This is a genomic window from Pseudomonas sp. MD330_10, assembly GCF_042610415.1.
Lineage (GTDB): Bacteria > Pseudomonadota > Gammaproteobacteria > Pseudomonadales > Pseudomonadaceae > Aquipseudomonas > Aquipseudomonas rhodesiae.
This window is the reverse complement of the sequence record NZ_JBHGZU010000004.1, coordinates 383,833-407,119: the sequence shown is the minus strand read 5'-3', so window position 1 is coordinate 407,119 and position 23,287 is coordinate 383,833. Positions and strand designations below refer to the sequence as shown.

Annotated in this window: 31 protein-coding genes; 4 read left to right on the top strand and 27 right to left on the bottom strand. The window is 59.4% G+C overall.

Annotated elements, in window-relative coordinates; translation table 11 throughout:
- Positions 1 to 12 precede the first annotated feature (12 nt).
- Entirely contained in the window at positions 13 to 939 is a 927-nt protein-coding gene (locus ACFZPT_RS09335; protein WP_034096173.1) for a LysR family transcriptional regulator, read from the top strand.
- Between the two features lie 3 nt (positions 940 to 942).
- On the opposite strand, the gene ACFZPT_RS09330 is transcribed toward ACFZPT_RS09335, so the two are convergent.
- From ACFZPT_RS09330 to ACFZPT_RS09320, 3 genes are all read right to left on the bottom strand, one after another.
- Complete coding sequence (locus ACFZPT_RS09330) at positions 943 to 1,305, bottom strand: diacylglycerol kinase (protein WP_034096172.1); 363 nt, start codon at positions 1,303 to 1,305, stop codon at positions 943 to 945.
- 75 nt (positions 1,306 to 1,380) lie between these two features.
- Positions 1,381 to 2,031 carry a response regulator transcription factor ErdR gene (gene erdR, locus ACFZPT_RS09325; protein ID WP_034096171.1) on the bottom strand — a complete coding sequence of 217 codons (651 nt, stop codon included), beginning with the start codon at positions 2,029 to 2,031 and terminating at the stop codon, positions 1,381 to 1,383.
- A 240-nt stretch (positions 2,032 to 2,271) separates the two neighbouring features.
- Positions 2,272 to 2,991 (bottom strand): tRNA-uridine aminocarboxypropyltransferase, encoded by a 720-nt coding sequence (locus ACFZPT_RS09320; RefSeq protein ID WP_034096170.1) that lies wholly within the window; start codon positions 2,989 to 2,991, stop codon positions 2,272 to 2,274.
- 178 nt (positions 2,992 to 3,169) lie between these two features.
- Between ACFZPT_RS09320 and ACFZPT_RS09315 the strand changes: the two genes are divergently transcribed.
- Together ACFZPT_RS09315 and ACFZPT_RS09310 are read left to right on the top strand one after the other, a co-directional pair.
- Positions 3,170 to 3,604: a PA3611 family quorum-sensing-regulated virulence factor gene (locus tag ACFZPT_RS09315; RefSeq protein WP_034096169.1), complete on the top strand. Its 435-nt coding sequence runs from the start codon at positions 3,170 to 3,172 to the stop codon at positions 3,602 to 3,604.
- Positions 3,605 to 3,974: 370 nt separating this feature from the next.
- The gene (locus tag ACFZPT_RS09310; protein WP_040267436.1) at positions 3,975 to 5,087 is read left to right on the top strand and encodes a TIGR00730 family Rossman fold protein; all 1,113 of its coding nucleotides are present in this window, start codon (positions 3,975 to 3,977) and stop codon (positions 5,085 to 5,087) included.
- 116 nt (positions 5,088 to 5,203) lie between these two features.
- Here ACFZPT_RS09310 and recX read toward each other — a convergent pair whose 3' ends face one another.
- From recX to ACFZPT_RS09190, 24 genes are all read right to left on the bottom strand, one after another.
- Positions 5,204 to 5,671 carry a recombination regulator RecX gene (recX, locus tag ACFZPT_RS09305; RefSeq protein ID WP_034096167.1) on the bottom strand — a complete coding sequence of 156 codons (468 nt, stop codon included), beginning with the start codon at positions 5,669 to 5,671 and terminating at the stop codon, positions 5,204 to 5,206.
- Between the two features lie 8 nt (positions 5,672 to 5,679).
- Positions 5,680 to 6,738 carry a recombinase RecA gene (recA, locus tag ACFZPT_RS09300; protein ID WP_034096166.1) on the bottom strand — a complete coding sequence of 353 codons (1,059 nt, stop codon included), beginning with the start codon at positions 6,736 to 6,738 and terminating at the stop codon, positions 5,680 to 5,682.
- Between the two features lie 83 nt (positions 6,739 to 6,821).
- A complete protein-coding gene (locus ACFZPT_RS09295) occupies positions 6,822 to 7,322 on the bottom strand; it encodes a CinA family protein (protein WP_034096165.1) in 501 nt (166 codons plus the stop codon).
- A gap of 81 nt (positions 7,323 to 7,403) precedes the next feature.
- Positions 7,404 to 7,916, bottom strand: a complete 513-nt coding sequence (locus ACFZPT_RS09290; RefSeq protein ID WP_034112077.1) for a lysis system i-spanin subunit Rz — start codon at positions 7,914 to 7,916, stop codon at positions 7,404 to 7,406.
- On the bottom strand, positions 7,904 to 8,461 hold the full coding sequence (locus tag ACFZPT_RS09285) for a glycoside hydrolase family 19 protein (protein WP_034096163.1): 558 nt from the start codon (positions 8,459 to 8,461) through the stop codon (positions 7,904 to 7,906). The genes ACFZPT_RS09290 and ACFZPT_RS09285 overlap by 13 nt, the downstream gene beginning before the upstream one ends.
- Positions 8,462 to 8,483: 22 nt before the next feature.
- The gene (locus tag ACFZPT_RS09280; RefSeq protein WP_034112075.1) at positions 8,484 to 9,494 is read right to left on the bottom strand and encodes a contractile injection system protein, VgrG/Pvc8 family; all 1,011 of its coding nucleotides are present in this window, start codon (positions 9,492 to 9,494) and stop codon (positions 8,484 to 8,486) included.
- Positions 9,495 to 9,503: 9 nt separating this feature from the next.
- On the bottom strand, positions 9,504 to 9,716 hold the full coding sequence (locus ACFZPT_RS09275; protein WP_034096161.1) for a tail protein X: 213 nt from the start codon (positions 9,714 to 9,716) through the stop codon (positions 9,504 to 9,506).
- Complete coding sequence (locus ACFZPT_RS09270; protein WP_034096160.1) at positions 9,709 to 10,092, bottom strand: phage tail protein; 384 nt, start codon at positions 10,090 to 10,092, stop codon at positions 9,709 to 9,711. Before ACFZPT_RS09270 ends, ACFZPT_RS09275 begins: the two co-directional genes overlap by 8 nt.
- Positions 10,092 to 11,336: a hypothetical protein gene (locus tag ACFZPT_RS09265; protein WP_034096159.1), complete on the bottom strand. Its 1,245-nt coding sequence runs from the start codon at positions 11,334 to 11,336 to the stop codon at positions 10,092 to 10,094. The genes ACFZPT_RS09270 and ACFZPT_RS09265 overlap by 1 nt, the downstream gene beginning before the upstream one ends.
- 6 nt (positions 11,337 to 11,342) lie before the next feature.
- Positions 11,343 to 11,468, bottom strand: a complete 126-nt coding sequence (locus ACFZPT_RS09260) for a hypothetical protein (RefSeq protein ID WP_010212704.1) — start codon at positions 11,466 to 11,468, stop codon at positions 11,343 to 11,345.
- A complete protein-coding gene (locus ACFZPT_RS09255) occupies positions 11,465 to 12,037 on the bottom strand; it encodes a phage tail assembly protein (protein ID WP_034096158.1) in 573 nt (190 codons plus the stop codon). The genes ACFZPT_RS09260 and ACFZPT_RS09255 overlap by 4 nt, the downstream gene beginning before the upstream one ends.
- A gap of 50 nt (positions 12,038 to 12,087) precedes the next feature.
- On the bottom strand, positions 12,088 to 12,594 hold the full coding sequence (locus ACFZPT_RS09250) for a phage major tail tube protein (protein ID WP_034096157.1): 507 nt from the start codon (positions 12,592 to 12,594) through the stop codon (positions 12,088 to 12,090).
- A complete protein-coding gene (locus tag ACFZPT_RS09245; RefSeq protein WP_034096156.1) occupies positions 12,594 to 13,760 on the bottom strand; it encodes a tail protein in 1,167 nt (388 codons plus the stop codon). The genes ACFZPT_RS09250 and ACFZPT_RS09245 overlap by 1 nt, the downstream gene beginning before the upstream one ends.
- Positions 13,761 to 13,762: 2 nt before the next feature.
- Positions 13,763 to 13,936 (bottom strand): hypothetical protein, encoded by a 174-nt coding sequence (locus ACFZPT_RS09240; RefSeq protein WP_169867413.1) that lies wholly within the window; start codon positions 13,934 to 13,936, stop codon positions 13,763 to 13,765.
- Between the two features lie 85 nt (positions 13,937 to 14,021).
- Complete coding sequence (locus ACFZPT_RS09235) at positions 14,022 to 14,258, bottom strand: tail fiber assembly protein (RefSeq protein ID WP_379555095.1); 237 nt, start codon at positions 14,256 to 14,258, stop codon at positions 14,022 to 14,024.
- 11 nt (positions 14,259 to 14,269) lie between these two features.
- Positions 14,270 to 15,022 carry a hypothetical protein gene (locus tag ACFZPT_RS09230; RefSeq protein WP_082136129.1) on the bottom strand — a complete coding sequence of 251 codons (753 nt, stop codon included), beginning with the start codon at positions 15,020 to 15,022 and terminating at the stop codon, positions 14,270 to 14,272.
- A gap of 85 nt (positions 15,023 to 15,107) precedes the next feature.
- Entirely contained in the window at positions 15,108 to 15,644 is a 537-nt protein-coding gene (locus ACFZPT_RS09225; protein ID WP_099312739.1) for a hypothetical protein, read from the bottom strand.
- Complete coding sequence (locus tag ACFZPT_RS09220) at positions 15,641 to 16,279, bottom strand: phage tail protein I (protein ID WP_047881566.1); 639 nt, start codon at positions 16,277 to 16,279, stop codon at positions 15,641 to 15,643. The genes ACFZPT_RS09225 and ACFZPT_RS09220 overlap by 4 nt, the downstream gene beginning before the upstream one ends.
- The gene (locus ACFZPT_RS09215; RefSeq protein ID WP_034096152.1) at positions 16,276 to 17,271 is read right to left on the bottom strand and encodes a baseplate J/gp47 family protein; all 996 of its coding nucleotides are present in this window, start codon (positions 17,269 to 17,271) and stop codon (positions 16,276 to 16,278) included. Before ACFZPT_RS09215 ends, ACFZPT_RS09220 begins: the two co-directional genes overlap by 4 nt.
- Positions 17,268 to 17,600: a phage baseplate protein gene (locus ACFZPT_RS09210; protein ID WP_047881567.1), complete on the bottom strand. Its 333-nt coding sequence runs from the start codon at positions 17,598 to 17,600 to the stop codon at positions 17,268 to 17,270. Before ACFZPT_RS09210 ends, ACFZPT_RS09215 begins: the two co-directional genes overlap by 4 nt.
- A 9-nt stretch (positions 17,601 to 17,609) precedes the next feature.
- Entirely contained in the window at positions 17,610 to 18,221 is a 612-nt protein-coding gene (locus ACFZPT_RS09205) for a phage baseplate assembly protein V (RefSeq protein WP_047881568.1), read from the bottom strand.
- 3 nt (positions 18,222 to 18,224) lie between these two features.
- Positions 18,225 to 18,740, bottom strand: a complete 516-nt coding sequence (locus ACFZPT_RS09200) for a hypothetical protein (RefSeq protein WP_047881569.1) — start codon at positions 18,738 to 18,740, stop codon at positions 18,225 to 18,227.
- Positions 18,741 to 18,761: 21 nt separating this feature from the next.
- Positions 18,762 to 19,106 (bottom strand): phage holin family protein, encoded by a 345-nt coding sequence (locus tag ACFZPT_RS09195; RefSeq protein WP_034096148.1) that lies wholly within the window; start codon positions 19,104 to 19,106, stop codon positions 18,762 to 18,764.
- Between the two features lie 597 nt (positions 19,107 to 19,703).
- Positions 19,704 to 20,438: an XRE family transcriptional regulator gene (locus ACFZPT_RS09190; RefSeq protein WP_080761400.1), complete on the bottom strand. Its 735-nt coding sequence runs from the start codon at positions 20,436 to 20,438 to the stop codon at positions 19,704 to 19,706.
- 220 nt (positions 20,439 to 20,658) lie between these two features.
- Here ACFZPT_RS09190 and mutS point away from each other — a divergent pair, with 220 nt between their 5' ends.
- Complete coding sequence (gene mutS / locus ACFZPT_RS09185; RefSeq protein WP_047881571.1) at positions 20,659 to 23,250, top strand: DNA mismatch repair protein MutS; 2,592 nt, start codon at positions 20,659 to 20,661, stop codon at positions 23,248 to 23,250.
- Positions 23,251 to 23,287: the final 37 nt, after the last annotated feature.

Sequence of the window (23,287 nt, the reverse complement as noted above, 5' to 3'; positions counted from 1 at the left end):
GGTTATATCGATATGCGATTTACTCTCCGTCAACTGCAAGTCTTCGTCGCCGTCGCCCAGCAGGAAAGCGTTTCGCGCGCTGCTGGCCTGCTGGCCTTATCCCAATCCGCCGCCAGCACTTCGATCACGGAGCTTGAGCGTCAATCCAGCTGCCAATTATTCGACCGCGCCGGTAAACGCCTGAGCCTCAACGCTCTCGGCCATCAACTGTTACCCCAGGCGGTGGCGCTGCTGGACCAGGCCAAGGAGATCGAAGACCTGCTCAACGGCAAGTCCGGCTTCGGTTCCCTGGCGGTCGGTGCCACCCTGACCATCGGCAACTACCTGGCGACCTTGCTGATCGGCAGCTTCATGCAACAACACCCCGAGAGTCAGGTGAAACTGCATGTGCAAAACACTGCGCATATCGTGCACCAAGTCGCGCATTACGAAATTGACCTGGGTCTAATCGAAGGCGACTGCAGCCACCCGGATATCGAGGTGCAGACTTGGGTAGAGGACGAACTCGTGGTGTTTTGCGCGCCGCAGCACCCCCTGGCCAGACGCGGCATGGCGAGCATGGACGAGTTGACCCATGAGGCGTGGATCCTGCGTGAACAAGGCTCCGGCACGCGCCTGACGTTTGACCAAGCCATGCGCCATCACCGCAGCGCGCTGAATATCCGCCTCGAACTGGAACACACCGAGGCGATCAAGCGAGCGGTGGAGTCCGGACTGGGCATTGGCTGCATCTCACGGCTGGCGCTGCGCGATGCGTTTCGCCGTGGCAGCCTGGTGCCGGTGGAAACGCCGGATCTGGACCTTATGCGGCAGTTCTACTTCATCTGGCACAAGCAGAAATACCAGACCTCAGCGATGCGCGAGTTCCTGGAACTCTGTCGCGCGTTCACGGCCGGCGTGCAACGCAGCGACGAAATCGTGCTGCCGACCATTGCCTGAGGTTTAAATCAGGATGACGGCCCACACCAGGGTGATCATGGTCAGGGCCACGAATTGCGCGGCGCTGCCCATGTCCTTGGCGTTTTTCGACAAGGGATGACGGTCCAGAGAGATGCGATCGATCGCCGCTTCCACCGCCGAATTGAGCAGCTCGACGATCAGCGCCAGCAGGCACACGGCGATCAGCAACGCACGCTCGACGCGGCTGACGCTCAGAAAAAAGCTCAACGGGATCAGGATCACATTGAGCAACACCAACTGACGGAACGCCGCCTCCCCGGTGAATGCCGCGCGCAGGCCATCCAGGGAATATCCCCCAGCATTGAAGATACGTTTGATACCGGTTTGACCCTTGAAAGGCGACATAGATGTAGGCAACTGAACCAAAGGAGTGGGGAAACTAGATCACGCGAAGTCAAAAAAGCGTGAATCGAAAACGGCTTAATGCTGCGTAATTGACTCAAGTTGTTGCAAAAGCAAGGCCGCCTGGGTGCGCGTACGCACGTTCAGTTTGCGGAAAATCGCCGTGACATGGGCCTTGATGGTCGCTTCCGAGACTTTCAGCTCGTAGGCAATTTGCTTGTTCAACAAACCTTCACAGACCATGGTCAAGACCCGGAACTGTTGGGGTGTCAGGCTGGCTAGGCCCTCCTGTGCGGCCTTGGCCTCGGCAGAGACATTGATGGTTTCCGAGGCTTGCGGGGGCCACGAGACGTCACCGTCCAGAACGGCACGCACTGCGGCTTGAATCTGCTCCATGGAGCTAGACTTGGGAATAAATCCACTGGCGCCAAACTCTCTTGAGCGCACCACCACATCGGCCTCTTCTTGGGCAGAGACCATCACCACTGGAATCTGTGGGTACTGCCCGCGTAGCAGCACCAGCCCGGAGAAACCGTATGCGCCCGGCATGTTCAGGTCGAGCAGCACAAGATCCCAGTCGGTTTTGTCGGTCAGATGGGTTTCCAGCTCAGCAATACTGGCCACTTCGACCAGGCGGACATCCGGGCCTAGGCCCAGCGTCACCGCTTGACGCAACGCACTGCGAAACAGCGGGTGGTCGTCGGCTATCAGGATTTCGTATGTGGCCATTGATTAAATGATCCTGTTTTTATGGGAGCCCCGATGGGTTCAGGGTTCACCAATGCACAAGGCGGTGGCCAGGCAGCCATCGCCAGAGGGCGTGCTCGACGTGAAACGACGTCGATAATCCATGCTGGCACCTCAATCGGCGCCCAGCATGCCCAGCGTAGCCTGGGGGGTCAAGCACTACGCCCACGGGCATTTTAGCGGGTTGCAGGGATAAGGTGCCATCATGCAAACGTCGTCTGGCTAAAGCTCCGGTATATAGGGCGCAAGGCGCGCGTGAACAGGGTCCGCCAGGTCCAGTGGCAACTGAAACTTGGCCGCCAGGTAGTGGGTACTGAATACATCGAGGTAGGCGTCCAAGACTTCACTGGCGGCGCCATCGTCAGCCAACTCCAGGCACAGGGCCGCAACTTCGGCGGTGCAAAAGTGATCATCGCGCTTGGAGCGGCGCAGCTTATAGCGTGACAGTTGCTCAGGCGCCAGGCTCAACACCGGCAGATGTTCCAAGTAAGGGCTCTTGCGGAACATCTTGCGCGCCTCGCTCCAGGTGCCGTCCAACAAGATGAACAACGGACGCTTGCCCTCCTCCACCGTGACGGCACTGACGACACGCTCCGGCGCCACGAACTCGCCGGGAAACACGATATAGGGCTGCCACTGCGGATCGGCCAACAAGGTGAGCAACCCTGCATCGACCTCGGTACGCGACCACGCGAACGCCGTGGTGTCATCGATAACATCGGCGATCAGCCAGCCGGTATTGCTGGGCTTCATCGGCTCAACATCATGCATCAACAGGCACATGGCGGACCTGGCTGCGACCTTGGGTCGCCAGGCGCACAGGCAATATTCGGGAATGACCCGGCAGCCGGGGCAACGCTCAGCGCGGGAGCCGCGATTGACGAAAGGTTTGATGGCGCGCGCCAGGCGCTGAGTGCGCAGGCGGGAGACGGCGTGGCTCATCGCATGCGCCGTAGAAACGGGAAAATCGACACGGGGTCACTCAAGATCGGCTGAAGTGGCCGCAGTTTACCAGCGATACGCCTGGCTGTAGCGGCAAGGCCTCACCTATAATCGCGCGCCACTGAACGCACAGCGCAGTGGCGGGTCTATGCACCTGTAACCGAATCAGGAGAATTTCATGCTGCGTTCCATGCTGCGTCTTGTCGCCCCATCCGTCGCGCTTGCGCTGGTTTTGCCCATGGGCGCCCACGCTGCCTCGCTGCTGGAGGCGCAAATGAACAAGAAGCTGCAAAGCGTTGCCGCCGAGAGCAATAAAGGCCTGCCGCGGGAAATCGACGAAAAAACCCTGGAAGTGGCCTACACCGTTGAAGGTATGCAGCTGATCGACCACCTGAGTGTGCTGCCCGACCGTGCCGAACAGATGCGCGCCAACCCCAAGGCTGTCTACTTCCAATTGGGCCGCAGCGTCTGCACAAACCCCGGCTACCGCGAGTTGATGGCCAAGGGCGCCGTGATGCGCTATGAAATCACCGAGAACAAGAGCAACCGCCCTGTGGCATCGGTGAAGTTCGCAGAAGCGGACTGCCCAGCCCCGACGAAGAAGAAAAAGTAAATTCGGCTTTATCCCCGCGCTGCGGTCCCGTGGCGCGTACTCCCCCTTTGCAATTGTTCCCCGCCAGCCCCCCCTCTGATCAACCAATAAGCGGTTGCCAGCCAAGGCTTTTTCGGCCCATGATCGAGTCATCTCAAACACCCTTGCGTAACGGTTTCCATACCGTCCTGTAACATTTTCAGGGCACAAGAGGGTTTCCCTACTGCGACTTGCAGTGCAGAGGTTTTTAAATCACTAGGAACATACAGAGCGCGCTTTGCCGACTGGCAAACATGTGCAATGCCTAAGGCATGCAGCGACACATGCAGTGTCGTGACCGCCGGACGATCACTCGCCGCCGGCCCAACCTCTGTGAATAAGGAGACGTTGAATGCCTTACCAACCGAATGACAGCTTGATACGACATTTTGAAGAACACGGGCCCGAGCTCACACAGCAAGTCGAAGCTCAGCTCCAACAGATCGCCCCCAACAGCCCGAACAGCCCCCTGTATCGCGACATGATCCTTACCGTGCTGCGCATGGCCCAAGACGACCGCGACCGTTGGAACGCCAAAATAACCCTACAGGCCATCCGCGAATTGGACCACTCGTTCCGGGTTCTGGAACAGTTCAAGGGGCGACGCAAGGTCACCGTATTCGGCTCGGCACGCACTCCGGTAGAAAGCCCGTTATATGCCTTGGCTCGCGAGGTGGGCACCGCCTTGGCGCGCTCCGATCTGATGGTGATCACTGGCGGTGGCGGCGGCATCATGGCGGCAGCACACGAGGGTGCTGGCCTGGAGCATAGCCTGGGGTTCAATATCACCTTACCGTTTGAACAGCACGCCAACCCCACCATCGATGGCACTGAAAACCTGCTGTCCTTCCACTTCTTCTTTACCCGCAAACTGTTCTTCGTCAAAGAAGCCGATGCGCTGGTGTTATGCCCAGGCGGTTTCGGCACCCTGGACGAAGCGCTGGAAGTATTAACGCTGATCCAGACCGGCAAGAGCCCGCTGGTGCCGGTGGTGTTGCTGGATGCGCCCGGCGGTGGGTTCTGGCAAGGCGCTTTGGACTTTATCCGCAACCAGTTGGAGGCCAATCGCTACATTCTGCCGACCGATCTCAAGCTGGTTCGGTTGGTGTACAGCGCTGAAGAGGCCGTGGACGAAATCAATCAGTTCTACGCCAACTTCCACTCCACACGCTGGCTCAAACGGGAGTTTGTAATGCGCATGAACCATCCGCTCAGCGAACAGGCCTTGGCGCATCTGCAGACTGAATTCGCCAGCCTGCGTTTGAGTGGCGAGTTCCAGCAACTGGCTTACACCGGGGAGGAACATGATGAGCCGAAATTCAGCCATTTGACGCGATTGGTGTTCAATTTCAACGGGCGAGATCAAGGCCGTTTGCGAGAGTTGGTGGACTACATCAACCTGCCAGAGAACTGGGCCCATGCCCAGGGCACGGCGCAGCAGCGAGTGACACCGGAGCCGGCGTGAATTCAGAAACGCGAAAAGGCCCGCTATTTTCATAGCGGGCCTTTTAGGGTGTATCGGGGGATCGTATTGAGCGACCAGGGGTTATGTAGCCGTTCGCCGGAACGAATCTGCGTTACTCAGTCGTCCATCTCTCGACCGCTGAGCAAACGGCTGATCATATCCATTGAAAACCCGCGATAGCTCAGGAATCGACCTTGTTTCGCACGCTCCTTGGCATCAATCGGTAGATGACCAGAGAACTTGCGACGCCAGGTATCCTCCAGTTGCGACTGCCAGTTGATATCGCACTCACGCAAAGCAAGGTCGATATCGCTACGCTGCAAACCGCGCTGGCTCAGTTCTTCGCGAATTCGTGCAGGACCGTAGCCGGACCGGGCTCGGTAGGAAACAAAACTTTCCAGGTAACGGGATTCGGAAAGCAGGCCCTCCTCCGTCAAACGGTCGAGAGCGGCTTCGATCATCTCGGGCTCTGCGCCGCGCTGGCGCAATTTACGCGTCAGTTCGACTCGACCATGCTCGCGGCGAGCGAGCAGGTCCATTGCAGTGCGCCTAACGGCGACGAGTGTATCCAGTACAACAGTCATCGTTTGCTTCAGATGTCGGTGTCGGCTTCTTCCATCTCGTCAACCGGTTCACGGTTGGCGGCAGCTTTCACGTCTGGCGCGGCAGTCAGCAGCTTGTCGCGAATTTGCTTCTCAAGCGCAGCGGCGATATCAGGATTATCCGCCAGGAACTTGGCCGAGTTGGCCTTGCCTTGACCGATCTTGCTGCCGTTGTAGGCATACCAGGCGCCGGATTTCTCGACGAAGCCGTGCAACACGCCCAGGTCGATCATCTCGCCGTTCAGGTAGATGCCCTTGCCGTAGAGAATCTGGAATTCGGCCTGACGGAAAGGTGGAGCTACCTTGTTCTTCACCACTTTGACGCGGGTTTCGCTACCGACAACCTCGTCGCCTTCCTTCACTGCGCCAGTACGGCGGATATCCAGACGGACCGAAGCGTAGAACTTCAACGCGTTACCACCTGTGGTGGTTTCCGGGCTACCGAACATCACACCGATCTTCATACGGATCTGGTTGATGAAGATCACCAGGCAGTTGGCGTTCTTGATGTTACCGGTGATTTTACGCAGCGCCTGGGACATCAGACGGGCTTGCAGGCCCACGTGCATGTCACCCATTTCGCCTTCGATTTCAGCCTTGGGTACCAGGGCCGCCACGGAGTCGACCACGATCACGTCGATGGCATTGGAGCGCACCAGCATGTCGGTGATTTCCAGGGCCTGCTCACCGGTGTCCGGCTGGGAAACCAGCAGGTCGTCAACGTTGACGCCCAGCTTGCCGGCGTATTCTGGATCCAGGGCGTGTTCGGCATCGACGAACGCGCAGGTGGCGCCCATTTTTTGAGCCTGGGCAATCACCGACAGAGTCAGGGTGGTTTTACCGGAAGATTCAGGACCATAGATTTCAACGATACGGCCTTTTGGCAGGCCGCCAATGCCGAGTGCGATGTCCAGACCCAGAGAGCCAGTGGAAATAGCCGGGATCGCCTGACGGTCGTGATCGCCCATACGCATTACGGCACCCTTGCCGAATTGACGTTCGATCTGACCCAGGGCCGCAGCCAAGGCTTTCTTCTTGTTGTCGTCCATTAAAGTCCTCACGTAATCAATAAGGCCTGACGGCCAACACCTGTATAAGTAGACAGTATTGTTCCACAAAGATCGGAGATCGCCTACCCCTGTTTTTCTATTTCTACTGCAGCTCGTCGCAACAAGCCCTCCAGCGCGGCCTTGACCGTTTGTCGGCGGACCTCGTCACGGTTGCCCTTGAAGTGCTCGCGCTGCGCCGTAACCTCATCCCCCACGCCGAACGCCAGCCAAACGGTACCCACCGGTTTTTCCGGCGAACCACCATCCGGCCCTGCCACGCCACTGACCGCCACGGCGAATCGCGCCAGACTTTTCTCCTGGGCGCCGCGCACCATCGCCTCCACCACTTCCTGACTCACGGCCCCTACCTTGGCAAACAGCTCGTCGGGAACATTCAACTGTCGAGTCTTCTGCCGGTTGGAGTAGGTGACATAACCGGCCTCGAACCAGGCTGAACTGCCGGGAATCCGCGTAATAGCCTCGGCAATGCCGCCACCGGTACAGGACTCTGCCGTGGTGACATGTGCATTGAGCACCTGCAGGCGGCGGCCCAGTTCAGCGGCAAGTTGAGTGATCTCGTTCACGGTCGTCTCCTGGAGTGGGCGGGCGTTCGCCTACCCTACAGGAGCCGATCGCGCACGCAAGCCACAGGCTGCATCAAGATGCTAACGGGCGATGGTTTGCACGTAGGCCTGGCACGCTCGTAAGGCAATCAGGGCGTTATCGCCGTCGTCGGTGATGGCGATAATTCGCTGAGCATGCGCCGGGTCAAGTCGGGCTCGCGGGGCTGCATGAACCAGGCCGCTGGCGGTGGTGGGGGCTGGCACTGCACTACCGTTGGCGGGGTCGCGGGTGTCGAGAAGGACTGACAACCGCACATCAGCAGTGGCCAGGCGATCACGCAAAGCAGCCTGATGACGTTGTGCATCGCTTAACTCCTGCGCGTGTTGTTGATCGTTGGCGCTGAGCTTCTGCTCCAGGGCCAGTCGCTTGTCGTGTTCGGCCTGTTGTTGACGCACGGCCAACTGGTGTTGTTGATCGAGCTCCCGGGCATGTATCGTCGCCAACCGTTGGATCTGCGCCTCATACCGCCAGACCTGCACCTGCCAGGCCAGCCCCGCCGCCATCGCCACCAGCAGGAAATAGCCGAGCAAACGGTAGGACGTTAAGAACCGCATAACACTGCCTTCGCCCGCGCCCACAGCTGCATGCGCTGCTCCAGACCATTGAGCCCACCATTGATGCGGCGCGTAATCGTGGTGAATTGATCCTTGTCGGCCAACGCGTTCAGACCATTGCTTGCCCAATACCAAGCCGCCGACTCACACGCCCACCGGGGCTGCTCAAGCAGTTCAGGCTGTGCCAACAGGCGATCGTCGCCGAATAGCGCCCGACTGCACGTCATATAGTTTCGACGGCCGGTAAGCTGGATGAGCCCCCTGCCCCGATACTTCTGACCGTCACCGTCCGCTTCGGGCGTATTGCCCAGGCGCGCAGCCAAGCTGCCGGTGTCGTATTTGCTCAGGTATTGGTGGCTGCCCAATTCGCGCAGGTATTGCAGCTCGCCGGATTCGTGAGCGATCTGAGCGAGAAAGGCAGCGATGCGTTGGGGGGTGTCGATAGCGTACCGTTCCATCGCAGCATTTATGGCGGGCAAAAAAACACCCGCTACGAGGCGGGCTGCTGGCATGACGTGGACAAGTTGGGCAAGCGTAATCAGCATGATTTCTACTCTGTAAGAAGGTCTAGATCGACAACCCGCCCGCCACAATCGAACTGCGATACCCCGTCGTCGGGTCACCCACATGGGTCACTTGGGTGATCGACCAGCGCCCTTGCATATAGGACGGCCAGCTGTCATCCAGCAGCAGCAACCCTTCAGCGGCGAGCAGCGGGTTGCCTGGACAATCGATCTGTAATTTCAAACCTTCACGGCCCACGCGCCGCAGTTCGCCTTCGGCCACAGCGCGGGCTTCGGCTTCGTTCTGGCAGCGTTGGCGCAAGGTTTTGAACGGCGCAATGCCGACTTGCACGACGTGCTGTTTGCCCCCGGCGGCATCCCACCAGGTCACACGGCACCCCATGTACTTAGAGCGCGATTGTTCGTCGAGCCTGGCTGTGATGAACGCTTGGTCACCGGGCCGGTTGTCCTGGGTCACGGATAACGTCACATCCGGCAGAGGCTGGCCGGAAAGGGAGTGAACCTTGCCGGCTTCCGCCAATACATACAGTTCGTTGATCGGTTTTGTGATGGCGCTATAGCGATTGGCCAGGCGCGTGATAAACGCCATGTCGCTTTCGTTGGATTGATCGATATGGGGAATCGGAATGCCTTCCAGCGCCGGTGCCACCCGGGGTGAATAGCCATGCCGGCTGACTAACTGACGAAACAGCGCGCCCAGGGTGGTAGGCCCGTAACTGGCGGAGCGACGCTGCCGGTAATGGCTGGGGTCCGCAGCACTGAAAGGTGCGGCGGTGGCGACGATCATCAGGCGCATCGGAAACAGCACCGGGGTTCGCTGCGTGATGACGAATTCGCCCTTCTCCACCAGGCCCGACTCCTGATAGCCGACCCGCATGCCGATCTTGCCGCTCAAGCTCGGCAACCCTTCCAGGCCCTCGGTATTGAGCGTGAGTTCCAGTCGGTCGGTCTGGATACCGGCGGCATCGGTATGGCTCCAGTGCATCAACCGTTGGTTAAGCAATGCCGCATTGGCACCGTAGAACTCAACGACCGGGGTGAATCCCTGTGTCATATGGCCTCCTCAATCCCAGGCCGAAATCGGCCGCAAAGCCGCTGGCCGGGCGTGCAACTCCGGCACCACCACCCACACGCCCGCCGGCAATACCGGCCCGTGCTCGGCCAGTTCGGGGTTCAGGCGCCAGAGGGTTTCTTCAGCAGCGTCGTCACAGCGCCCCAACTCGCGGTACAGCAGCAGGTTGACTGAATCCCCGGCAATACTTCGCACTCTACGCATTGACGAACTCCTCCAATTCAAGGCTCCAGGACATGACCATGGCGGTGCCGTCGTCGATCACATGGCTTTGGTTTTCCACCACGGCGTTGATGCGCCACAGCCCCCAGTTCCGGCCGATCCCGTCGACCAGCGGCAGCGGTGCCCGCGCATTCTGCAAGGCGCGTAACTCGTCCAGGCGCTGCATACCTACGGCGTACATTGCCGTGCCGCCGAACGTGAGTTTCTCCAGAGCCTGACCGCTCTGACGGGACTGCGGCTTGCTGGCAATGATTTCCAGGTTGCTCCAGCCCCCGTAACTGCTGTGGGTGAGCGTGGCGTAGGCAAAACCTCGTGAGAGACCAAAGATAAAATCGCCCAATACCATCTGTTGTCGCATCAATCACCTCCGGGGTCGGCCAATGCCGCGTTGCGTCGAATACCGAGGGAATCGGTCACCATGGGCATGCATTGGAATTGCAGGGCCTGGAGCACTTGGTTGACCACTTGCTGGGCATCGGCGGGGTTGACGCCAGTGATCTGGATGCTCGGCGAGATCGTGACCTGGATGTTGTCGGTGCGAGCACTGTTGAGTTCCTTGCTCAAGGCATTCGGCGCGGGCAAGCGATCACTTGAACTGAACAGTTTGTCACCGAGCCAACTGCCCGCTTCGCTGCCCAGCAAGCCACCGATTGCACCACCGACGGCGGTACCGATACCGGGAAAAACCAGCGTGCCAAGTGCAGCCCCGGCCGATGCGCCAGCCCAGGCGCCACCGGCGGTGCTCAGGCCACTGCCAACGGCTTTTGCATCGCCCTGGCGCACGCCTTGCACGACGGCCATCGCGGTGTCGACGTACTTCAGCGGGCCCAGCCTGCGCACGACGGATGATTCCAGTCGGGTCGCGGCGCCAGCCAGGCTCGAAGGGGCCGCTGTGCGTGGAGCAATCGTCGAGGCATTGAACCCCAGGCGCGGACCTTCGAAGACCTTGCTTACCTTCTCGAAGAGGCTGCGCACCGTGGCGAACAAACTCAAAGAGGTTCGGGGGGGACTGCGCCTTGACTTCATGAACGTAGGCTTGCCTGGCCCTCTCTTCCCAGATGACTTGTTGGGCCCATAACGCTTACGCCCCCGCAGCGCCTCGCTGACACCCGCGCAGCAAGCGTCACCGCCCTTGCCGGCCCCCTTAAACACCGCGCCGATGCGGGGGATCTTGCCCAAGGTCGCTTCAAGCACCTTGTCTGAAACCTTGGTTCTGAACGAATCCGCCAAGCCTTCAACGGCCCACTTGAGCAATTGAGTGGCGGAGGATTCGGCAGGCTTTGTTTCTTCCGGCGTTTTCTTCGTCTCACTGGTCGCGGGGCTCAGGGCCGGGGCGGTCAGGGCAGCGCCGGTGATGAACAACGTCGTGTTGAGCGTCTCCAGCGTCTCGCGCAACCGTACCTGCTCCAGGGTCAACGCATTCAGGTCCACGCTGACGGTAACCAGCGCCGAGCTGAGCGTCGATTGCGGTGATGGAGCCTCGCGTTCAGGCGCGGCCAAGCTTGCAGAGAACGGTGCGAGCACACTGCCCAGATCCGCGTCACCGAGCATCCAGCGGTTGTCTTGCACCGCGAGCCGGGTCGCATATTGAGTCTCTTGCATCTCGCTTTACTCCTGTTTAACCCCAAGGCGAGTGATCGCAATGTCGTAGCGGCGCAGTGCTTTTGCGGCGTCCCAGTCGAGAATTTCCGCTTCGTTTACCGAGTAAACCAGCGGCACCACATCGAGGATCACGTCGATGTCGCGTTCCGAAAGAAGTCCGCCGGTTGATTTAAAAAATCGTCGATGCGCTCCTGCAATTCTGTCCAGTCCGGCACGGTCAACCCCGCGAGATCCGGGATCATCAAGCCGGTGCAATGGGCAGTGATGAACTCGGCGCGTTCTTTGTTGGTGGCGAGTTTTTTCATCACTTTGGTGGCGCGCAGGGCGGGCATTTCCAGGGGCAGTTCATTCAGGGTTCGGCCGGCTGCGTCCAGGGGCAATAGCAGTTGGATGGGCAGGTCGTGGGACGACTGCTGAGGTTCGTTGAGAAAGAATGAAGCAGGTCGCGTCGACATCTCGTGTACGTACTGAGCGATAGACACGTAGTCCGGGCGCTTGAGCTGGTCGAGTTCTTTTTCCGACAGGCCGGTGGCGAGTTTCGCCAGTTCAAAGAACTGATCGTCCTCGTCGTCACCGGCCCGGGCCAGCGCGTCTTTTTGCGCGGCGTAGTACAGCGGTTTGAGTTGCACCTGCTCGATCGTCGCGCCGGTGTCGGCGGTGATTGCAGACAGCAACCTATGCAGCGGTGGCATCCAGGCCATGGGGCAATTCCTTGTTCAAGCAAGGGGCGAGCGCACCCGCCCCCAGGGGTTTAAGGCATCAGCACAGCGCGGCGCGCATCGCCCAGGATGTCGACGCCGTTGAGCACGAATTTTTGGGTGCGCACATCGATGTCGATCACCGGGATGCCGTTTTCCAGTCGGTTGTAGGTGCGGCAGGACAACTCCAGCGTGGTGAGCGCCTTGTCGCCCATCTTCAGCTTCGCTTCATCCAGGGATTTGAGCTTGCCGCCGACGGTGTGGTAGGTGAAATACGTCTTGCCGTCCTGGTCCTGACCGGCTTCACGTACGTTGAGCAGGATGTCGTCACCCATGCGCACGCCCAGCGCCAGCATGATTTCAGGACCGGCACCCTGGAGGACCAGCGTGGCATTGAGCACCTTGCCGCTCTTGGCCATTTCCTCGGCGATAAAGCGCCCACCGGACATGGGTTCCATGTCGAACTCGATCTTCGGCGGGGTGAACTCTTCCACGGTCGCGGACAACGGCAGGCCTTGGAGGGTGGCCGCAATGGCCTGTCTGACTCGGTTGGTAAACATTAGAGAACGTCCTCCAGGAACTGCTCGATGATTTCATCGCGGGCGTTGAGTTGATAAATCATGTGTTCGTTGGGCGCGTAGCGGCCATAGTCGATGACGATGAACCAGGTGCCGTTTTTGTACTTCTCGACACTGTTCAACTCCGGGTGCAGGTACACGCTGGCGCCGGGAATGGTTTCGTCGGCGACCAGGGTTTGCAGCCAGTCGTTGATGCGCTTGACCTCCTGATCCATGAAGGACTTGGTGAGGTTCTTGGCCATGGCTTTCTGGCCGGCCTTGACCAGTTTGCGGCTGATGGCATCTTCCAGGCCGACATAGCTGATGAATTTGCCGGTGATGGAACGGTTACCCAGCAACGAAAAGCCGCCGAGGATGGTGCGCGCGTAGTAGCTCACGCCATAACGGTTGAGCAGGTCGCCTTCGGTGGAGGTGTCGAGGATGTTGTACTCGACCACGCGGGAAACGTCCTCGGCGAATGTCACCTGATTACCCGGGCTCTCCCACTGCTTGACCTTGGCCAGCGCGGCGATCGCCAGAGACGACGGCGACAGAAACACGTTTTTCTTCGCCGCCTTGGAGTACACCGACGGCATGTTGTGCACCAGCAGGCAGCGGTCGAAACCCAGGTCGGCGCCGCCCAGTTCGCCGCTATAGGCCACTTGGTCGGCGACGCTGGCATCTTTGCCGTCGAGCACGACACGCGCCTTGATGCGCTTGCCGAACGAGGCAAACTCGCCGGCCACGGCCTTGGTGCCAGTGAAGCCGGGGGCGCCGATGATGGTCAGGTCTTCAGGCACGCTGGCGAGTGCGGCCAGGCCCAGTTTGCGGCCGGTGACCGGGTCGTTACCGCCGATCACATTGTTGAGCGTATCGGCCGCAGTGGCGCCCTCTTCGACGATCACCACATAGACCGGCACCTTCACCACTTTGAGAATCTGGTAGACGGCGTGGAACAACGTGCCCGACTCGGCACCGGTGGTGTCCAGCAGCGCCTGGGTGCTGAAGCTATTGATGCGAAACGGCGCATTTTTTGGAATCGACGCATGGGCGTTCGGCGCGGTGCCGACCAGACCGATGACGTTATCACCCAGGCCACCCATGGCCTCGGGGGATTCGGTGGCATTGACGGTAATACCGTTGTGCTCGAAGTTCAGAACCTCAGCCATGGTTATTCAGCCTTCTTGGGGGTGGAGTTAAGGACGCTGGTCAGTTCCAGACGGCCAGCGGTGCGCAGGGCGGATGCTTCGATGTCCAGCAGTTCCAGTTCCTGGCCAACGGTGGACCAATGGCCGCCTCCGGTAGGGAATGGGATGAGGACGGTGTAGGTTTGGCGGGTAGGCATAGGTGGGTTTCTCCGGGTTGAGAACGCCAAAGCCCCTTGAGGAGGGGCTTTGGGGAGGCGAAAAAAAACCGCTTTCGCGGTGAGGTTATTTGAGAAAGGACGGTTTAGATGGCCACTCGACCGCGTCCGGGTCGCTGCCTTGGTCCGGGAGATCGCGAAGCCCTTGGCGATAAGCCAAGAAGACGGGGCGGTCTTGATCTGCAATGGGATAATCAGGCATCGCGGCATAGTCGCTGGCCGCCAAATCGGCATCCCGAGCCTTACGGATTATGGTCCACTTAATTAGTGGGTGAATTTCCGCCAACGAGAATTTTGGTTTCATCAATGATCCCCTTATCCCAAAGCCAACATTGTTCCCCAGTCAACTGGGTGATTAACGACACCTGTGCAGGCACCAGCAAGCATAACTTCGATCAACCCTGAATTGGAGATCCGCATCGGATGAACATGCATGTAGTGGGAAAAGAAGCCCGCGGGATCCATCCCTAAAGAACACCAGCGCCACTTACCTTTCTCGTTTCCGGTAGTCCAAGTCCCGTCAACAGCTCCCTCTACGACTCGCACAAAAGCAGCGGCAGTCATGTGTGTATTGAGAGAAACGGGCGTTGCTCCGCTTAGTCTCCCAGTATCGATGGAGCAAGGAAACGCCAACCAAGGACTGACACTTCCCTCCGACCATTTCATCTGCCAGACATTAATCGGATTTCGCCAATATTCAGCGGCCCAAATATCGAAGCCTGGGAACTGCTCGCTGACATCCGCCTGAACCTGACGCATGAAATCCACGTCAGCTTGTGAGCGTCCAGCCGACTGAGATAACTGAGTAATTGTCCGAGTTTTTGTCGCTGTTACTTGCGAATGAACATACCACCCATCTATTAGGGCGCCCGTGGTATCAGGTGCCATATGGAAGTTTCTAGTAACTGCCAATCGTGGAATTTTGCGTGTCAAGCCCGAAATCTGAGATTCGTATTTTTCTCTAGCATCGGCAAGGGCCTTATCAATTTCACCCAATTTATTCTCAACTGTATTTGTCAATCTATTTGCCGCACTTACAACTGCGACTAGCTGCTGTTCAGTACTCATATTTGGAACTCCATATTTTTTCCTTCCCTAGATACTTCACATCAACGCATTAGACGCCTCTTAATATCCCAAGCCGACATCGATGCTAAGTCGTTTTAGCCTCGAGCGCCATAACGCGGAATACGACATTCAAACCACGCGTCATATTGTCAATGCAGGCTGCGGAAAGTGAAGCCAACTCTTCTGAGAGAAGAATGTTGAGACTTTCAGCGCCCACCACAATCACCACGCTATCCCCCGGTAACGGCGAAACATCCAGCGTAAACTTCTGCAGCATTCGAGCCGCCGCCGCTTTATACGTCAGCAACTTGCCTGCGACGGAATACACCGCCAACAGCGTCCCACTGGCGAGATAAAAGCCAAACTCGCCAATTTCATATTCCCCGTCGCCGTCAAACAGCGCGGCCATCCTGAGTTGGTGATTGCCCAGGTCTTCGTAATCCACGATGGCGACCCGTTGGCGTTCGTCGCGCAAGGCCACTTCGCTGCCGTCCGGGTTGTAGCGGCCGGTGCCGGCGCCAATGTGGGTGATTTCACCTTTCAAACCCTGGTTCTTTGCCTGCAGCACTTCATCCAATCCCTTGGCGGTGAAGCGCACCAGGCGCGTAATGTCATCTGTCATGGCTGCGCCCTGAGGTCGTAGTCGTTAATGGTGTAGTGCAGGACTGCGCCGGTTTGGGTAAGCCGGGCGCCCAGCACTGTTTCGGGTAGAGCGCCCCGCAGGGAAAACTCACTGTCACTCAACGGCGGGTCGAGCGCGCTGCTGATCGAAAGGCCGCCCAAGGTCTCGTGGACAATGGTGATGGTGGCCTGATCACGCTCGCTCTGGGCCGCGTTGATACGCCGAATCAGCCGGTTGTGGTCACCGCTGGACCAACTGCGCCCCACAATTGCCTGCACGTCAAAGGTGTACGGCACGCCGAGCGGCCGCTGCTGATACCAGGCGCTGATATTGGGCGTAAAACCCAAAGACTCCACCGCATGGTTCAACGCCTTGGGCGTGCCCGCCTGACGCTGGATCTGCCAGGAAAGCCCCACGGTCAGGCGTTTTTCCGTTTCGCTGGCTTGGGTATTCCATTCGCTGACACCCCGGTCGGCGGCCAGGTACGGCAGAAATTCGACGGGGGTTTGCAGCGGGTTCATCAGCGCGGGAAACGGCGGTACGACGCGGTCCAGCAGGGTGCCGAAGCCCAGGTCCAGGGCTTTCTCCAGTGCTGAGCTATTGGCCGGCAACAGGCTCGCTTTGCTTTCACTCATAGCGTGCGCACCTCCACCTCGACACCGGTGCAATAAGGGGCCTGGAAGGCTGTGGTGATGATCGGTTCCAGAGGTTCGAGAATCTGCAACTGCGCCGCGCCCGCACTGTGAATGGCGTAGTCGATCCAACTGGGGTCGACGCGTCCTTCGAGGCGATGGCAGGAGTCGGCGTAGGTTTGCAGCAGGCGTTGAGCCGCCACTTGGGTCAACCCGGAATCCGGCCCGGCGTTGATCTTGGCCACGACGCGGATTTTGTACGGCAGGATCTGCGCACTCTGCACGCTGACCAGATCGGTTTCCGGCCTTACATCCGGCCGTGCGAAATGTCGTCGCACGCCGTCAAGCAATTCGGAGGATGCGCTGCCGTCGCCCTCCCTGGACAGTACCGTGACCATGACTTCGCCTGGAGCGGTGCGCCGCGCATTGCCATCCTTGACTTGGGCCGCGTAGCCGTCCGGGTCGAAGGTGTAGCTGACCGTAACCACGCCGGGAGTGGCGCTCTGCACCTTGACCGACGGCCGTTCACCCAGGGTGAAGACCTCGCGTCGATACTGCATCCGCGAGCCTGCCGCCGGTGCATGGGGTGCCAGGTAGTAGCGCAGACGGGCATCGTCGTCGCTTTCCAGAATGGGTGGTATCGGCGGGAATGCGGCCGGGTCGCCAGGGTCGAGGACTTGGCGTTCCAGCCCCATGTCGGCAAGGCGTGCATCCAAGTTGCTGCCGGTTGCCCACCACGCCAGCATCTGCTTGATACGGGCGTTGTACTTGCGTTCATGGGTTTGCAGGCGTACGCAAAACGCTTCCAGGGCCAGGGTCAATAATTCGCTTTCATTGTCCAGACTGGCCTTGAGTTTGGGCGCGCTTTGCGGCGCACGGGTGGCCACGTAATCGATGACGAACGCCTTGAATTCCGCCAACAATGGCTCGAACGCCTCCACGGCAATAAGCGCCGGCTCCGCCAGTTGGTTCTGGCCGGGGATCAACATGCTCATGTCACGACCTCGAAGGTTTGTTGACGGTTTTTCCAGGTGCCGGCAAAACGCAGCAACAAACCAGCGCCTTGCCGCGTGGCGACGATGACCTCGGGTTGAAAATCCGCGATGCCATTCTGGGTGTTGTAGAACGCGTGCGCGGCATGGCTCTGGGCGAGGATCAGCAGGTCGTCGCCCAGGTTCTGACCAAGCAGCTGCGGGATCATCGAACCGTACAGCGGGCGCTTCTGGCGAGTGCCTATGGGAGTGGTCAGCGCTCGGGTGGCGCGCTGTACGAACTGCAGCCAGTCATCCACGGCTGCCCCGGTGTTTCTATCGATTCCGAGCATGGCAAATCCTTATGCGCTGCTGATCACACGGCCCTGGTGATCCACCACCGGGCCACTTAAATGCACCCCGCCGGCATCCAGCCGCAGGCCGGTAGCCCCCAATTGCAGGGCGATGCTGTCGGCCGTCAGTACCAGGCTGGCGGCGCCGACCTGTGCGACGACCTGCTCCCGTGAGCCCGTGACGGTGGTGGGTCCGTTGCGCCAATTGAACAGGTGAGTGGCATCGTCGTAATCGCTTTGCGTGCCGTCCTGATAAAGGCGACGCGTCAACGTCGCCACACGGGAGACAGGCGGAAACTGACTACTATTGAGGCCGAACAAGGCCACGGACTGCGTCCCCCCTTCTCCACCTGCATAGTTGAGCAGCAGGCATTGCTCGCCCACAGATGGGATGCGGGTTTCCGTCTGCGCACCGGCGCTGGGGTTGAAAAAATGAATGGCCGGGGTGAGCAAATCGCCATGCCGAACCTTGCATGTGTGGCTGGCGGCATCGACGTCCTCACATACGCCAATCCGACAAAAACTGTCGGAACGGCGGTACAGGTCTTCGAGCTGGGCCTCCATTTGCGCCAGGCGCTCGATGATCGGCCCCAGATGCATGCGTAGTAACGCGTCGAACATGGTCTACTCCTGCAGAGCTCGATATTGATCAGGATCGTCGATATTCGAGACTTCCCAGGTGCAGGCAAACATCGGTTTACCCGTAGGATCTTCGAGCAGCGGCGGCCCCAGATAGAGCGTTTGACTGAAGGACACCGTCCAAGTGTCGTAGTCCGTTTCGCTGGAGCCCAGAACGGAGGGTGCTGCCACAATGGCCATGGGCAGGTCGCATTGTTCGGCCGGCAGCCCCCAGCGGTTGTCTAGGGCCAGATCCATCAGTTGGCTGGCCAAGTCGCAGGCGTCAAAGGGCGCCGCACCGCTGGCAACCGTGACTTTGAGAGACACCGACAAGGCATGCGCCTTACGCCCGTCCAAGGCGCGTATTCCGGGGCCGTTACGCTCCACGCCGATCAAAATGCCGCTGGCATCCGTGGCGCCGTTGAAATCCTGGTGATTGCCCACCCGCAGGTGCGGGAACGCCAGCTTGAGCGTTTCTGCGATCGCGATGGGCAGTTGGGAAGGTTTTTCGATAAGTGTCATAGGGTCGCGTCCTTGCAGCAATTACTGCTGATCGGGCCGCGAAGTCGGCGTCTGGTTGACCCCGATACGCTTGGCCGCCCAGCGTTCATAAAGACCGATGGCTACGTCGGCCCCCGCCATGGCGGTGAGGCAGCCGATGGCACCGGCTGTCCAGATCGACATGCCGGCGGCGTAACACAGCATCAGGGCCGAAACCCCGCACACCATGCACGCGCCAGACCTCAAGGCCAGGCGCCGGATCAACGACCAACCGCGGGCGCCCTCCTTGTCGGCACGCCACATTTCGCCGGATACCCCGCCGATCAAGGCCAGTGCAATCACCAGCCAGATAGGCATTTCCGCTAACGCTTGCTGCTCGTTTGTCATGTCACGCCTCCTGGCTGAGCAATGCCGGCTGAATGCCGGTTTTCCGGGTAAATCCATTTATAGGTAGGCATTCCAAAAAGCCCGGTTGCCCGGGCTTTTCAGTAATGCTGTCCTCGAACCTTCGGCGCTACTGGCGCGGTACGGTTCTTTCCTCAATGTTTTTCCGACCACGATCCCTGTCTGCCGGATAACTGCTTCTGGTGCTTTACGCTGCACACCCGGGTCAGTTGCCAACCCTCTGAACCGTTAAGGCCGGTTCATCGCTGCCTGTTTCTTGTAAAGCGGTGTCACTAAAGAGCGTCGGCATCCTTGCCGGTATTGCCTGGCATCCCTGCCATCGCTGTGATGGCGTCCTTGCCGATGTTGCGTGCCTTCCTTGTCATCCTTGGCAGCATCCTTGCCGCCTCCACCAGGCCTTGTTGGCTGGCTTGAGATGAAGAATATGCATGCATGCATATACAGTCAATGCGTAAATGCATTTATTTTCACTCAGGATATGCTCATGTGCATTTTTGGCTTGGTGATTCAAGGGGTTACTGGCTTTTGGCAGGCGAAAAAAAACCCGCTGCTTGGCGGGTTTTGTCCTACTGAATTGGGTTAACGCGCGTACATGCCCCACCAGAACACATGGCCGAGGATACTGATCTGCTCGTCCTGGATTTCCTGGAAACTGTAGTCCTCGTCCGGATGCTCGTCGCGGTTGAAGCTGCGCAGACGAATCCCGGATGGCAGGCGATAGAGCTGTTTGACCCGCAATTGGCCATTGTGATTGATGGCATACAGATCGCCATCGACGATATCGCCGATGCCGCTCTTGCCCGCATTGACCCCGACGGTTGCGCCATCGCGCAGCACTGGCAACATGCTGTTGCCGCGCACCGTCACACACTTGGCCTGGTCGAATTGCACACCATTGTGTCGCAAGCTGCGCTTTCCAAAACGCAGGCTGGCTTTCTCGCTTTCCTCGATGACGAATCTTCCTGATCCAGCAGCCAATTCAACCTCGCGCAGAAAGGGGATCGACACCTCATCGTCATTGATAGGGGTGTCGTCGTCCCACAGGCTTATGTCCTTGAGTTCCGAATGCATCGGGTCGCGCCCGTCGTCCCGCGCAGCGCCTACGGCCACGCGCCCGCGCAGTTGGTCGGTGCTCACGCCAAAGTATTCGGCAATGCGGGAGATATGCTTGTCAGACGGATCGACAATCTTGCCGCTGAGGATCCGAGACAGCGTGGACTGAGGCACACCGGTACGCCGGTGAAGCTCCGTTGGGGAGATCCGGTCGCGGTCCAGCAATTCTCTTAATACGATAGAAACGTTGCGTTTTTGCATAACGGCGATAGTGCCGGGTGTTTTGCAGCTTGGCAAATGCTAATTTGCATATTTTATGCACAGGTCGCGCTGTATCAGGGGCAGCGTCTCTGCGTTTTGTACACCGGTTTGCAACCTGCGAAGCGCCGACTTCACATGTTAACCTTGCGGCCATTGCAATAAGCAGGGCCGAGCGCCCCACCTTTGCCCCACTCCTTTCAACGAATTTGCTAACTATCTGATGAGTAAGAACACGTCCGATCTGTCCTCCCACACCCCGATGATGCAGCAGTACTGGCGCTTGAAAAACCAGCACCCTGATCAGTTGATGTTCTACCGCATGGGCGACTTCTACGAGATCTTCTACGAAGACGCGAAGAAGGCTGCCAAGTTGCTGGACATCACGCTGACCGCGCGCGGGCAGTCGGCGGGGCAGTCAATTCCGATGTGTGGGATTCCTTACCACTCCCTCGAAGGCTATCTGGCCAAGCTGGTAAAGCTGGGCGAGTCGGTGGTGATCTGCGAGCAGATCGGCGATCCGGCCACCAGCAAAGGCCCGGTGGAACGTCAGGTGGTGCGCATCATTACGCCGGGTACGGTGAGTGATGAAGCGCTGCTGGATGAGCGTCGCGATAACTTGATCGCGGCGGTGCTGGGGGATGAGCGCTTGTTCGGCCTGGCCGTGCTGGATATCACCAGCGGCAATTTCACAGTCCTGGAGATCAAGGGCTGGGAGAACCTCCTGGCGGAGCTGGAGCGCATTAATCCCGTGGAGTTGCTGATCCCGGACGATTGGCCCAAGGATTTGCCGGCGGAAAAACGGCGTGGGACCAAACGTCGCGCGCCGTGGGATTTCGAGCGTGACTCGGCGCTCAAGAGCCTGTGCCAGCAATTCTCCGTGCAAGACCTTAAAGGCTTCGGTTGCGAAACCCTGACCCTGGCCATCGGCGCCGCCGGTTGCCTGCTCAGCTATGCCAAGGAAACCCAGCGCACCGCCCTGCCGCACTTGCGCAGCCTGCGCCACGAACGCTTGGACGATACCGTGGTGCTCGATGGCGCCAGCCGTCGCAACCTGGAGCTGGACACCAACCTGGCCGGCGGGCGCGACAATACTTTGCAATCGGTGGTCGACCGTTGCCAGACCGCCATGGGCAGCCGCCTGCTGACCCGTTGGCTGAACCGTCCGCTGCGGGATCTGAAGGTGCTGCAAGCACGCCAATCCTCCATCACCTGCCTGCTGGATGGTTACCGCTTTGAAAAGCTGCAGCCGCAGCTCAAGGAAATCGGCGATATCGAGCGCATTCTGGCGCGGATCGGCCTGCGAAATGCGCGCCCGCGCGACCTGGCGCGCCTGCGCGATGCGCTCGGCGCCCTGCCGCAATTGCAAGCAGCCATGACGGAACTGGACGCGCCGCACCTGCAACAACTGGCCGTGACCACCAGCACCTACCCGGAACTGGCGGCGCTGCTGGAAAAAGCCATCATCGATAACCCGCCGGCCATCATCCGTGACGGTGGCGTACTGAAGACCGGTTACGACAGCGAACTGGATGAGTTGCAAGCCCTGAGCGAAAACGCCGGGCAATTCCTTATCGACCTGGAAGCCCGCGAAAAAGCCCGCACTGGCCTGGCCAATCTGAAGGTCGGCTACAACCGCGTGCATGGCTACTTTATCGAGCTGCCCAGCAAACAGGCCGAGCAGGCACCGATCGACTATCAGCGCCGCCAGACGCTTAAAGGTGCCGAACGCTTTATCACCCCGGAGCTTAAGGAGTTCGAAGACAAGGCACTGTCAGCCAAAAGCCGAGCCTTGGCGCGGGAAAAGATGCTGTATGAGGCGCTGCTCGAAGACTTGATCGGCCAACTGGCGCCGCTGCAAGACACGGCTGCAGCGTTGTCGGAACTGGACGTGTTGAGCAACCTGGCCGAACGCGCCCTCAACCTTGACCTCAACTGTCCGAGGTTCGTCAGCGAGCCATGCATGCGCATCGTGCAGGGGCGTCACCCGGTGGTGGAGCAGGTGCTGACCACGCCGTTCGTCGCCAACGATCTGTCGCTGGATGACGATACCCGCATGCTGGTGATCACCGGCCCGAATATGGGCGGTAAATCCACCTACATGCGCCAGACCGCGTTGATCGTGTTGTTGGCGCATATCGGCAGTTTTGTGCCGGCGGCCAGTTGCGAGCTGTCCCTGGTAGACCGGATTTTCACCCGGATCGGCTCCAGCGACGACCTGGCCGGTGGGCGTTCGACCTTTATGGTGGAAATGAGCGAGACCGCCAATATCCTGCATAACGCTACCGAACGCAGCCTGGTGCTGATGGACGAAGTGGGTCGCGGCACCAGCACCTTCGACGGGCTGTCCCTGGCTTGGGCCGCCGCCGAGCGCTTGGCACATTTACGCGCCTACACGCTGTTCGCCACCCACTATTTCGAGCTGACCGTACTGCCGGAAAGCGAGCCGCTGGTGGCCAACGTGCACTTGAACGCGACCGAGCACAACGAGCGTATCGTGTTTCTGCACCATGTATTGCCGGGGCCGGCCAGTCAAAGCTACGGCCTGGCTGTTGCGCAACTGGCCGGTGTGCCGAACGACGTGATCAGCCGCGCCCGCGAACACCTCAGTCGCCTGGAAACCACTGCGTTACCCCACGAAACTGCGGTTGCCAGTCCCGCCAAGACTCAGCGACAAAGTGCCGCGCCACATCAGAGCGATCTCTTCGCCAGCCTGCCCCACCCCGTGCTGGATGAACTGGCCAAGCTGGAGCTGGACGATCTGACGCCGCGTAAAGCACTCGAAATGTTATATGCACTGAAGACTCGGATATAACGCACAGGCCTGCAAACTGGTAGACTCTCGCGCGGTT